Origin of the sequence: Corallococcus llansteffanensis (assembly GCF_003612055.1) — a bacterium.
Classification (GTDB): Bacteria; Myxococcota; Myxococcia; order Myxococcales; family Myxococcaceae; genus Corallococcus; species Corallococcus llansteffanensis.
This window is the reverse complement of record NZ_RAWB01000301.1, coordinates 1-12,141: the sequence shown is the minus strand read 5'-3', so window position 1 is coordinate 12,141 and position 12,141 is coordinate 1. Positions and strand designations below refer to the sequence as shown.

General features: G+C 71.7%; 10 protein-coding genes. 4 read left to right on the top strand and 6 right to left on the bottom strand.

Features of this window, described 5'->3' with window-relative positions; all coding sequences use genetic code 11:
- A partial coding sequence (locus D7V93_RS25595) for a thiamine phosphate synthase (protein ID WP_208723150.1) occupies window positions 1-377 on the bottom strand: 377 nt, incomplete at its 3' end.
- 93 nt (window positions 378-470) lie between these two features.
- Here D7V93_RS25595 and D7V93_RS25590 point away from each other — a divergent pair.
- Genes D7V93_RS25590 through D7V93_RS25580 form a run of 3 tightly spaced genes read left to right on the top strand, consistent with a single transcriptional unit; the run spans window position 471 to window position 1,704 of the window.
- Window positions 471-737, top strand: coding sequence for a hypothetical protein (locus tag D7V93_RS25590; RefSeq protein WP_208723149.1), 267 nt, complete (start codon window positions 471-473; stop codon window positions 735-737).
- Window positions 734-1,045 carry a DUF1844 domain-containing protein gene (locus D7V93_RS25585; protein ID WP_120645891.1) on the top strand — a complete coding sequence of 104 codons (312 nt, stop codon included), beginning with the start codon at window positions 734-736 and terminating at the stop codon, window positions 1,043-1,045. Before D7V93_RS25590 ends, D7V93_RS25585 begins: the two co-directional genes overlap by 4 nt.
- Complete coding sequence (locus tag D7V93_RS25580) at window positions 1,042-1,704, top strand: hypothetical protein (protein ID WP_120645890.1); 663 nt, start codon at window positions 1,042-1,044, stop codon at window positions 1,702-1,704. The genes D7V93_RS25585 and D7V93_RS25580 overlap by 4 nt, the downstream gene beginning before the upstream one ends.
- Before the next feature lie 57 nt (window positions 1,705-1,761).
- Here the strand turns inward: D7V93_RS25580 and D7V93_RS25575 are convergent, their stop codons facing one another.
- On the bottom strand, window positions 1,762-2,280 hold the full coding sequence (locus tag D7V93_RS25575) for a hypothetical protein (RefSeq protein ID WP_120645889.1): 519 nt from the start codon (window positions 2,278-2,280) through the stop codon (window positions 1,762-1,764).
- Window positions 2,281-2,535: 255 nt separating this feature from the next.
- Between D7V93_RS25575 and clpB the strand changes: the two genes are divergently transcribed.
- A complete protein-coding gene (clpB, locus tag D7V93_RS25570) occupies window positions 2,536-5,160 on the top strand; it encodes an ATP-dependent chaperone ClpB (RefSeq protein WP_120645888.1) in 2,625 nt (874 codons plus the stop codon).
- A gap of 76 nt (window positions 5,161-5,236) precedes the next feature.
- Here clpB and D7V93_RS25565 read toward each other — a convergent pair whose 3' ends face one another.
- From D7V93_RS25565 to D7V93_RS25550, 4 genes are all read right to left on the bottom strand, one after another.
- Window positions 5,237-5,974: a glutathione S-transferase C-terminal domain-containing protein gene (locus D7V93_RS25565; protein ID WP_120645887.1), complete on the bottom strand. Its 738-nt coding sequence runs from the start codon at window positions 5,972-5,974 to the stop codon at window positions 5,237-5,239.
- A gap of 23 nt (window positions 5,975-5,997) precedes the next feature.
- Window positions 5,998-9,132, bottom strand: coding sequence for a serine/threonine-protein kinase (locus D7V93_RS25560; protein ID WP_120645886.1), 3,135 nt, complete (start codon window positions 9,130-9,132; stop codon window positions 5,998-6,000).
- An 8-nt stretch (window positions 9,133-9,140) separates the two neighbouring features.
- The gene (locus tag D7V93_RS25555; protein ID WP_120645885.1) at window positions 9,141-10,031 is read right to left on the bottom strand and encodes a hypothetical protein; all 891 of its coding nucleotides are present in this window, start codon (window positions 10,029-10,031) and stop codon (window positions 9,141-9,143) included.
- A 93-nt stretch (window positions 10,032-10,124) separates the two neighbouring features.
- The coding region (locus D7V93_RS25550; protein WP_120645884.1) for a beta-propeller domain-containing protein at window positions 10,125-12,141 on the bottom strand (2,017 nt) is incomplete at its 5' end.

The window sequence follows — 12,141 nt, the reverse complement described above, 5'->3', positions numbered from 1 at the left end:
GCCCTGGCCGCCCTCGCCCCTTCGGTGCCCCGCGCGGTGACGCCCACGAGCCTGCCGGGGCCCAGCAGCTCCCGGGCCGCCTCCGGGGGCAGGTCCTCGTCCCCCACGTGGACGCCGTGCGCGTCCGCCAGGAGCGCCAGGTCCACCCGGTCGTTGAGCAGGCACAGCGCGCCCGCCTGCCGGCAGCGGGCCACCACCGCCCGCGCCGCGGCCAGGGCCTCCCGGGGCGGCGTGTGCTTCATGCGCAGTTGCAGCACGCGGGCGCCGCCGGCCAGGAGCCGCTCGGCCTTGTCCACCAGGGACAGCTCCGGACGGAGGCTGTCGTCGCACAGCAGGTAGGGGCCTCTGGGAAGCAGGGGACGGGGCGGGACGTTCATCGGTTCCAGGTGCCGGGGACAGCGGCGTTGACAGGCGCCCTTCCTGCTATAAGGTGGCGCGCTGTTTTCCAAGCAATTCCGAGGATTTGAATCATGGCGGATGGCATCAACCCGAAGCACACCGATAAGCGCACCGCGGAGCGCTACCAGCGTGGCGGCCAGGTCGAGGAGGATGCGTTCAAGAAGCACCTCGCCGACCTGCCGGACGTGGCCGACAAGGGCGTCCCCATCGAGACGCAGATGGACGGCGACATCATGGACGACCTCGACGACGAGGAGGATGACCTCGACGACGAGGACGACGCCGAGGACGGCGACGACGACGCGGAAGACAGCGACGAGGACAAGGCGGCCGAATGAGCCCTTCGGAGAAGCGGGGTGAGACCTTCGTGATGACGGGGGAAGCGAACCCCGCCTCCGAGGAGTCCCTGTCGTTCAGCACCTTCGTCGTGGGCCTGGGCTCCGCCGTGCTCATCCACCTGGGGGGCGCGCCGAACCCGGAGACGGGCCGTCTGGAGAAGGACCTCCCGTCGGCCCGGCAGAACCTGGACCTGCTGGCGATGCTGCGGGAGAAGACGCGCGGCAACCTCACCGCGGACGAGGAGAAGCTGGTGGAGGGCCTGCTGTCCGACCTGCGCCTGCGCTACGTGGAGGCGAGCCGGAAGTGAAGCCCCCTGAAGTCACCCGCCCGGGGGCCCTGCCCCGGGGCGTGCGGTTCGCCGCCGCGCTGTGCCTGGTCCTCTCCACCCTGACGGGGATGCTCGCCTGCAGCGAGGCCTCCGTCATGATGAACTTCGAGCAGCACCGCGAGGCGCAGCGGGAGCACACGCCCACCCTGGCCCTGCTGGGCAAGGACCCGGCCGTCACCCAGGCCATCATGGAGGCGCAGCTGTCCGCCCTCTCCCCCATGCGCGAGTCGCGCGCGCTGGTGCTGTCCGGGCTGACCGTCGCCTGCACCCTGCTCTTCTTCGCCTCCAGCCGCATGCTGCGCTCCCCGGAGGGCATCCACCGGGACGGCTTCCGGCAGCTGCTGGGCGGAGCGGGCATCTTCGCGGCCCTGCTGCGCACCATCGACGGGGCCCAGTGGACCGTGGTGGCCCGCCACACCAGCCAGGCCATGGTGGAGGGGCTCAAGGGCCTGCCCGAGTTCCAGGACCCGATGGCCGCCGACCAGCTCCGCGCCCTCGTCCCGTCCCTGATGACCGTCAGCGCCGTGCTGCCGACGGTGCTCGTGGCCGGCGCCTTCGCCATGCTCGCGCAGTACTTCCGCAGCGAGCGCGTGCGCGAGGCCATCCTCACGCTCGATGGGCCCACCGAAGACCCCTGAGGGCCTGAAGTGAAGCGGATGCGGCGCGTTATGGAACCGTCCCGCCGCCCGGCGCCTTCAGCCCGCGTCCGTCACGGCGCGCGGTAACGCGGGGCCCAGGAGCAGGGCCTCCAGGGCCGCCATCGCTTCCGCCTCCGAACCCGCGTCGGTGCCCTCCAGGGGCAGCACGCGGGCCAGCGGGGCCCGGGGGATGCGCAGGAGCTCGTCCCGGGTGAGCCCGAACACGTACGCCAGGTGTCCCATGGGCCAGCGAGACTGGAGCCGGGCGAAGGCCTCCTCGTCCAGCTCGTCCAGGGGGCACGGCAGCTCGGCGTCCTCGTACACCACCTTCTCTCCACCCACACGGCGGCCATTGCCGTAGGCGATGACCTCCTCGCCCTCGTCCGCGTCGTAGACGTAGGCGTGCACGGTGGCGTTGGCGGCGGCGGACAGCAGCCGGGCCAGGGCGTGGTGGGCGGCATACCAGTGGGCGCCCGGCCTGCCCTGGGAGAAGGGCCCCAGGAAGGACAGGCGCACCACCTTGCGGCGGCGGTTGATGGTGACGCGCAGGGCCGTGGCTCCCGGGGCGCTGTCCATCGACAGGGCCTCCCGGGCCAGCCGCACCAGCGCCAGCCCGGAGAAGGTGTCGAGTCGAACGAGATAGCCGCCGTGCGCGTCCAGAGTGATGCCCCCAGTGATGGGCGCCGCCTATAACCGACCCCCCCACCCGCTGGCAACTTCGTCACCACGAAAGCCCGGCTGCTTCCAGCGGCTCAAAGTATTCCACGAAAATCGGAACCCACACGCGGCGTGTCGTCTTGCCAAGGGGGTCGTGGCTCTTAGGTTCAAGGCATGCGACTCGACAAATACACGGTGAAGGCACAAGAGGCGATCCAAGAGGGTCAGTCCCTCGCCCGCCGGGCCGACAATCCCCACTACGAGCCGGAGCACCTGGCCACGGCGCTGCTGGGGCAGAAGGACGGCCTCGTCGAGCCCCTCCTGCGCAAGATTGGCGTGGACGTGAAGCTGTTCGCGGGGCGCCTGGGTGACGCGCTCCAGAAGCTTCCGCGGATGCAGGGCGGCGAGAGCGCCATGCTCAGCCAGCGCCTGATGAAGACCTTCGACAAGGCCGAGGACGAGGCCAAGGCGCTCAAGGACGAGTTCACCTCGTCGGAGCACCTGCTGCTGGCCCTGACGCAGGACAAGGGCGCGGTGGGCGAGGCGATGAAGTCCTCGGGCGTGACGCGCGAGCGTGTGCAGGCAGGCCTCAAGGAGGTGCGCGGCTCCGGGCGCGTGACGAGCGCGGACGCGGAGTCCACCTACCAGGCGCTGGAGAAGTACGGGCGCGACCTCACGGAGGCCGCGCGCTCCGGGAAGCTGGACCCCGTCATCGGCCGCGATGAGGAAATTCGCCGCTGCATCCAGGTGCTCAGCCGCCGCACCAAGAACAACCCCGTGCTCATCGGTGAGCCGGGCGTGGGCAAGACGGCCATCGCGGAGGGGCTCGCCCGCCGCATCGTGGACGGCGACGTGCCCGAAGGCCTGAAGAACAAGCGCCTCATCACCCTGGACCTGGGGGCGATGGTGGCCGGCGCGAAGTACCGCGGCGAGTTCGAGGAGCGCCTGAAGGCCGTGCTCAAGGAGGTGTCGGACGCGGCCGGGGAGATCATCCTCTTCATCGACGAGATGCACACGCTCGTGGGCGCCGGGAAGGCCGAGGGCGCCATGGACGCGGGCAACATGCTCAAGCCGGCGCTCGCGCGCGGAGAGCTGCACTGCATTGGCGCGACGACGCTGGACGAGTACCGCAAGCACATTGAAAAGGACGCCGCGCTGGAGCGCCGCTTCCAGCCGGTGTTCGTGGGCGAGCCGTCCGTGCACGACACCATCAGCATCCTGCGCGGCCTCAAGGAGCGCTACGAGGTGCACCACGGCGTGCGCATCCAGGACAGCGCGCTCGTCGCGGCGGCCACGCTCAGCCACCGCTACATCGCGGACCGCTTCCTGCCGGACAAGGCCATCGACCTCGTCGACGAGGCGTCCAGCCGCCTGCGCATTGAAATCGACTCCATGCCCACGGAGATCGACGACATCCGCCGCAAGGTGACGCAGCTCGAAATCGAGCGCGAGGGCCTGCGCAAGGAGACCGACCTCCACTCGCGTGAGCGCCTCGCCCACATCGAGAAGGAGCTCGCGAACCTGAACGAGAAGTTCAACACGCTCAAGGCGCACTGGGACGAGGAGAAGAAGTCCATCGCCGCGCTGCGCACGCTCAAGGAGAAGCAGGAGAAGGCGCGCAACGACCAGGCGGCGGCCGAGCGCCAGGGCGACCTGAACCGCGCCGCGGAGCTGAAGTTCGGCGTCATCCCCTCGCTGGAGAAGGAGGTCGCGGCGCAGAACGCGAAGCTGGCGGAGCTGCAGAAGCACCAGAAGTTCCTCAAGGAGGAAGTGGACTCCGAGGACATCGCCTCCGTGGTGGCCAAGTGGACGGGCATCCCCGTCTCCAGGCTGATGGAAGGCGAGATGCAGAAGCTGGTGAAGATGGAGGACCGGCTGGCCGAGCGGGTGATCGGTCAGCGCAGCGCCATCGAAGCCGTGTCCAACGCCGTGCGCCGCGCGCGCAGCGGGTTGCAGGACCCGAACCGGCCCATCGGTTCGTTCATCTTCCTGGGCCCCACGGGCGTGGGCAAGACGGAGACGGCGAAGGCGCTGGCGGAGTTCCTCTTCGACGACGACACGGCGATGGTCCGCATCGACATGTCCGAGTACATGGAGAAGCACGCGGTGTCGCGGCTCGTAGGCGCACCCCCGGGCTACGTGGGCTACGAGGAGGGCGGCCAGCTCACGGAGGCCGTGCGCCGGCGGCCGTACACGGTGGTGCTCTTCGACGAGATCGAGAAGGCGCACCACGACGTGTTCAACATCCTGCTCCAGATTCTGGACGAGGGCCGGGTGACGGACAGCCAGGGCCGCACGGTGGACTTCCGCAACACGGTGCTCATCCTCACGTCCAACATCGGCTCGCAGGCCATCCAGGACGGCATGGCGGGCACGGAGGTGCTCAACGAGAAGACTCGCGGCGAGGTGATGGAGGCCCTGCGCGGGCACTTCCGTCCGGAGTTCCTCAACCGCGTGGACGAAGTGGTCGTCTTCGAGCCGCTGCGCCGCAAGGACATCTACCGCATCGTCGACATCCAGCTCGCGAAGCTCCAGAAGCTGCTCGCGGACAAGCGGCTGGCCCTGGAGCTGACGGACGGCGCGCGGGAGCTGCTGGCGGAGCGCGGGTACGACCCCACGTACGGCGCCCGGCCGCTGAAGCGGGCCGTGCAGAAGTACCTGTTGGATCCGCTCGCGCTCAAGGTCCTGAGCGGCGAGTTCGCGCCGGGTGAGACCATCCAGGCGGACGCGGGCCCCAACGGGCTCACCTTCGCCAAGGTGCTGGTGGACAACTCGAAGGGCGTGAAGCAGACGGCCTGAGGCCGGGCCACGCGCCGCTGAAGCACGGGACGGGCCGCTCTCCACACCAGGAGGGCGGCCCGTTTTCCGTTCCAGCTCAGGTGCGGCGGTGCTTGTCGTAGAGCGCGTCGCGCCAGGCAAGGAGGTCCGGGAAGCGGGCGACGAGCCCCTCGTGCGTCCACACCGCGCGCGTGGCGGGGCCCATGGGCAGGTGCCGGGCCGCCGGGGGGCCCAGGAACACGAGCATCATCGCGGCGGTGATGTCCGCATAGGTGAAGGTGCCCTCCAGGTAGGGCCGTCCGCCCAGCGCCGCGCGCAGCCGCTCCAGCGCGGGGACGACGGTGGACTCGATGAGCGCCTCGGCGCTCTCTGGCACCTGGTGCTTGCGCATGACGAAGCGCATGCCCATGCGGGCCGTGGGCGCGAACAGGCGGCGCAGCGCGCCCGGCACGAACTTCGGCAGCGCCTCCGCCTGCGCGCCGTTGCTGGCGAGCATGCGCGGCATCGCGTAGGTGCGCGCCACGTCCAGCACCTGCTCGCTGAGCGCCTCCCAGCGGTGGATGGCCTCGAGGTGCTCCGGCGGGAACAGGGGACTGCCCTGCCCCAGCTCCTCGGCGCGCTTCGCGATGGCGAAGGAGCCGTGCGTGGCCGGGCCGGGCGGGTCGATGAGCAGCGGCACCGACGCCTTCACGCCGGGCGCCACGTACTTGCGCAGCCAGCGCTCCTGGATGAGGGGGACGTAGTCGTGGAAGCGGTAGGCCACGCGGTGGTGATCCAGGGCCCACCGGGCCTTCTCCGTCCAACCCGAGGAGGTCAGTCCGACGAGGGTTCGCATAGGGGGCAGCACCCTAGCAGCCCTCAGTGCCCGCGAAGGAAGGCGTCCAGTTCGGAAAGCTTCAGCAGCCGGGGCTCGGAGGTGGGGAGCACGGCGTCGCGGGCGGCCATGACGAGCGCGCGCGCCCGCTCCGGCTCGCGGTGGGCCTGGCGCAAGGCGCGCGCCAGGGTGTAGCGGATGACGGCCAGTTCCAGCGGCGGGGCCTCCGTGGCCTCCCACTGCGCCAGGGCCGCGCCCAGCCACTGGCAGGCCCCTTCCGCGTCGCCGCGCTCCAGGGACAGCTCGCCCAGCGCCTGTCCCAGCTCGGGGGAAGGCGGGACGTCCGGCCCCGCGAGCTTGTGGTGCAGCGCCAGCGCCTCCTGCGCCGTGCGCCAGCCCTCGGAGAGCTGGCCCGCCCGGGTGTACGCGCCCGCCAGGTTGCGCAGGGCGTAGCCCAGGTCCCCTTCCGCGCTCATCTCCCGCAGGAGCGCCACCGCGCGCTTCGCGGACGCCACGGCCAGGTCCGGCCGGCCCATGCGCAGGTGGACCTCCGCCGCGTTCAGCGGCGCCGTCGCGAACACCGGGGCCTTGCGGCCATCCCGCGTGGCCACCTCCGACTCCGCCTCCATCTCCTGGATGAGCTTCAGCGCCTCCTGCATGCGGCCCTGGTTGATGAGCACCAGCGTCAGGTTGTTGCCCGTGCGCACGCGGTAGGCCGAGCCCGGGGGGAACTGCTGCTGGTACATCGCCAGGGCCTCGCGCTGCATCCGCTCCGACTCGTCGTAGAGCCCCATGGTGAAGGCCACCGCGCCCAGGTTCGCGCGCAGGCCCGTGGCGTAGCGCACCGGCTGCCCCGGACCGTACATGCGCTCGTAGCGGTTGAGGCTCTCCTGGAAGGCGTCGCGCGCTTCCTTGTAGCGGCGCAGCTCCACCAGCGTGCTGCCCCGGTTGTTGAGCAGCATCGCGACCTTTGGATGGTCGGTGCCGTAGGCCTTCTCCAGCAGCGCGCGCGTCCGCTGGTTGTGCACGAGCGCCTCCTCGCCCCGGCCCGTCTGGCGCAGGGCGGAGGACAGCAGCAGCAGCCCCCGGGCGAGGCGCGGGGAGTCCCTGCCGTACAGCCGCTCCTGGAGGGTGAGGGCCTGCTGGAGGAGCGGCAGCGCGTCCCCGGGGCGGGACTGCTGTACGAGCGAGCTGGCCTGGTACGCCAGCAACTGGGCCTCCAGGTCCAGGTTGCCTCCCGAGCGCTCCAGGAGCGCCCGGGCCTCCTCGGCGTGGAGCTTCGCCTGCTCCGGACGCTGGGCGACCTCGCCGTCGATGTAGAGCTGGTGCACCACGGCCTCGGTGGCGTGCAGATCATCGCGGCCGGCGAGCGACGCCAGCATCGCGCGGCGCAGCGTCGTGGTGGCGGCCTCGTCGCGCAGGAAGGCGCGGGCCTCGCCTTCGACGAGCAGGGCCTCGCCCAGCAGCGGCTTGTAGCCCAGGGCCTCCGCCTCGGTGACGACCGGGCCCGCGCGGTCCACGGCCTCCTGCCACCGGTCCGCGTTCAGCCGGGCGCGCGCTTCGTCCAGCCGCGCATAGGCGGCCTTCACGCGCGCGGCGACCTCGGGCCGCTCGGGCGGCGGCACCGGCTGCGAGAGCGCCTCCACGTCCGCGCAGCGCGACAGCGGGCTCAGGGCCTGCGCCGTCTCCGGTGCGCTCGCGACGCCGTCCCGGTCCGCGGTGAGCAGCACGTCCGTGAGCGCGCCCAGCTCGCGGCGGCGGCGCTCCAGGCAGCTCATGCGCAGGTCCATCACCGCCTCGGACTGGTTGCCGCGCCCCCGGGTGGCCTCGCAGGCCTGACGGCGGCTGTCGTGCCACGCGGCGGCGTAGGCATCCAGCGCGCGGGCCGCGGCCTCGTGCGCCGCGACAGCGCCGGGTGCGCCCGTGGACTGGAAGGCCTTGAGCAGCGCCGCCTTGCGCTCCCCGTCCCACACGCCCACGAGCCGCAGCGGATCCGCCGCGCAGGGCGGCGTGCTCATCACGGCGAACACCGTGGCCGCGACCGCGAGCAGCCCCGCCCCCACCCCGGCGACCGCGACCTTCTTGCTGAGCACGGGGAAGGCCGCCCGCTCCAGCGCGTCGAGCAGGGCCGTCATGGACGGATGGCGGGCCGCGGGCTCCGGCGACAGGCCGCGCACGAGCAGCGCGTGCACGGCGCGCGGCACGGCGGCGCGGTTCGTCGGCCCGCCCTGCGCGGGGGACGGGGGCTTCTGGCCGTGCAGCCCTTCGTACAGCGACACGCAGAAGGCGTACTGGTCCGAGCGCGCGTCGGCCGGCGCTCCCGCGAGCACCTCCGGCGCGATGTAGCCGGGCGTGCCGGCGACGGTGGTGGCCACCGCTTGCAGGCCCGGGGTCACGTCACCCGTTCCCAGGTGGGAAGGCACTCCAGCGCTGTGCGGTGCGCCCGCCGCGGACTCCAAGCGCGCCAGCCCGAAGTCCGTCACGCGGGCGCGCCCCTCCTTGTCCACGAGGACGTTGTCCGGCTTGAAGTCCCGGTGCACGACGCCCGCCGCGTGCGCCGCCGCGAGCCCCCGGCCCGCCTGGAGGTACAGCCGCACGACGTCGCGCCACGGCCGGGCCTGGGCCCGCAGGTGCTCGCGCAGGTTGCCGCCGTCCACCAGCTCCATCGCGATGAAGACGACCTGCCCGAACGTCCCCACGTCGTGCACGGTGACGACATGCGGGTGGCGGGTGCGCGCGGCGGCCTGGGCCTCGCGCAAGAGCCGCTCCGTCATCCCCTGGGAGCCGCCCGCGCCAGGCAGCGCGCGCAGCAGCTTCAGGCCGATGCGCCGGTCGAGGCTTGGATCATAGGCCGCGTGGACCACGCCCATGCCGCCCGAGCCCAGCCGCTCCAGCAGCACGTAGCGGCCCAGCAGCGTCCCCTGGGCGAGCAGCGGCATGCCCGACGCGGACAGGCGCGTGCCGGGGGACTCCGTCACCACCACCTCGGTGCGCGCGGCGTGCACGTCCGGGGCGGGGGCGGCGCGGATGCGCAGGAAGTCCGCCAGGGCCTCGCGGCAGGTCGCGCACGCATCCAGGTGCACCTCGGCGCGCTCGCGCAGGGCCTGGGACGGGATGCCGTCCGCGAGGTCGAGCAGCTCGACCTCCTCCAGGTGGGACGCGGAGGGGGACTCGGACATGGGCGGGTTCAGCCTTCCTTCAAGAGGGACGCGATGCTGACGTCCAGGCTGCCGTCCAGGACGCGCAGCAGGCTGTCCAGCTGCGAGGTGTTCAACGCGAGCCGCCGGGCCAGCCCCTCGCGGGTCTGCTCCAGCAGCGTGCTCCGGGCCTTCGCCATCCACCGCGACACCGTGGAGGCGTGCACCTGGTGCAGTGCGCCCAGCGACTCCACGCCCAGGCCCTGCACGAGCCCCAGGCGCAAGAGGTTGCGGTCGCGCGGGGACAGGGCCGCGAGGCTCTCCGCGAAGGCGGCGCGGAAGGCCGGACGGTAGCGGTGGCGGATGTGCTCCAGCTCCGGATCCGCGGCCCCCAGGTCCGCGGCGATCAGCGCGTCATCCAGCGGCGTCGTCCGGTCCGGTTTGCGCTTGAGCGACAGCGCCACGCCCAGGGCCACGGCCTCCGTCCACCGGCGCAGCGAGCCCCGGCCCGCGTACTCCTTGAGGCGCGGCACGTGGGTGCCATCTTCCACCAGCAGCCGCAGGCGGGTGAGCTGGAGCACCTCGTCCACGAACGCGTTCGAGTCCTCCACGCGGCGCACCGCGCGGCCGGCGGGCACCAGCGCGGTGGCCTCCAGCGCCTCCAGCGCGGCCCGGTGGCCCTCCACCGCCGCCAGCGCCAGGTACAGGTCCTCGCAGCAGAGGGTGGCCAGGGCCTGCGCGGGAGGCTCGCCGGCGGGCAGGTGGCGCCCCAGGTGCGCGGCGAAGTTTCCGGGGGGAAGCCACGCGCCGGGCCAGGCCTGCTCACAGCGCGCCAGGACCTCCGTCAGCACGGGCACGAGCCCGGTTTCCTCGTCGGAGGACAAGGGCCTCGCGGCGCCCCCACGGAAGGCCGCGACCAGCTCGGAAGGAACGTTCGCCATGGCAGCACGGCCCGCCCCCAAAGACGGGCCGCGCCGGTACGTTAGCGAAAGGGGTGGCCCAGGCGGAAGGCCCCCCTTCCCTCGCGGACACGGTCAGTACAGCGGCACCACGGCGACGTCGGTGCCCGGGGCCGCCACGTTCGCGACGTGGATGCTGTCCGCGGCCACGGAGTAGACGAAGTCCTCCATGAAGACGCTGCGCTTCACGGACGTGCTCGCCTGCGTCCACCAGTTGGAGCACGCGCCCTGGGCCGGGAAGTCCGGCGTGCTCGCGGGCGTGTGCGCCACACCTCCCAGGTAGTTGAAGCCGGTGTCGGCGTCCACGCGGTACACCATCAGCCCGTTGAAGGTGAGCTGCTCGCCGAAGCTGCCACCGCCGCGGCTCGCCTCGCACACCGCCATGGGGAGCGCGAGCAGGTGCTTCTGCCGGAAGTAGTTGAACGCGAGGTGCTGGGTGAGGGCCTCGGACGAGGAGCCGCGCGTGCCGATGACCGTCTTGTGCTGGAGCGTCGGCGCGGACGGCGTGCTGATGTCGAACACCTGGAGCAGCACGCCCTGGAACCAGGCGAAGTTGCCCATGTCCTGCGCGTCGTAGCCAATGCTCAAGAGGTGGTTGTCGTCGAGCAGGTGCATGTACGTGGAGAAGCCGGGGATCTTCAGCTCACCGGCGACCTTCGGCGCCGCGGGGTCCTTCAGGTCCAGGACGAACAGCGGATCCGTCTTCTTGAACGTGACGACGAAGCCGCGCTCACCGTCGAAGCGCGCGGAGCGGATGTCCTCGCTGGGAGCCAGGTGATCCACCTGCCCCACCTGCACGAGCCCGCTGTCGCGAGGATCCAGCACGGTGACGGTGCTGTGCACGTCCGGCGACGGCAGGTGGCCGGTGGTGGTGGCGATGCGGAAGTGGCCCGCGTGCTCGTCCATGGCGAACTGGTTGAGCACGCGGCCCTTCACCGCGGCGCTGCCCCGGTACTCGGACGCGGGCGGCTGGGCGGACAGGGAGAAGCGGTGCACGGTGCTGGCCTCGGGGACGCCGCTCTCCTGGGAGAAGAACCAGCCGCCCGACGTCGTGTCCTGGGAGTGCCGGGCGGAGACGTAGAGCGACTCGCCGTTGGAGTAGACGGCGCCCGGGCGGCCCACCGCGACCGTGGCGTTCAGCGTGTCGGGCGCGCCCAGGTCGGTGGAGACGAGCGTCAGGAACGAGGCGGGATCGCCCGCGTGCGACACGTAGAAGCTGTCACACTCCGCGAGATTGTACGGCAGGGGTGCGATGGTCCCCCCTTCGCCAACGGACTGCTCGGTGAAGCGGGGCAGCGGCAGCGAGAAGTCCGCGGACTCGAGGATGCGCAGGTTCTCCTCGCGCAGGCGCTTGAAGGCGGAGCGGAGCTCCTTCTCGGTGTACTTCTTCTCCTGGCAGGAGTGGATGTCATCGGGCCAGGACGCGACCGTGGGCACCTTCGGCCCCGGGAACGTGACGACGGTGTGCACGGCGGAGCCCACGCGGCGCGCCGTGATGTACGAGCCCTGGAAGCGCACCGACCGCAGGGCGCGCGGATGCGTCCGGTCCTCCAGGTCCACCCAGGTGAGCTGAAGGAGCGTGCCGTCCCCCACGAAGTCGCAGTCGTAGCCGTAGGTGCACTCCGGCGGGCGCCAACCCGGGCTTTCCCCCTGGGACGACGGCACGCTGGAGAAGACGAGCGCGCGGTCACCGTCGAGCACGAGCTTGCGTGGCGTTCCCGCGATGGGCAGCGCGCCCACGACCTGGGAGCTGGCGGCGGGCCACGCCTGCACGACCTTGAGCTTTCCGTCCGCGAGCACGTAGAGGTAGCGCGAGTCGTTCTTGAGGAAGTCCGGCTCATCCACGCCCTCCACCTGGTTGTTGGTGGACGACGTGCTGCTGGCGCCCCCACCGGGAGGCGCCGACGCCACGTCCTCCAGCATCGGAGGCTCGCAGTACCCGCTCGGCCTCTCGAGCGCGATGGCGAGCTTCGCGTCCAACTCCTCGTTCATCCGGTCGATGGCCTGTCGCCGCAACGTGGAGCGCAGGTCGTCACAGCTCTTCGCGCGCGTGAGCGTCGCCAGCTCCTGCCCCACGCGCTTCTTCGTCCCC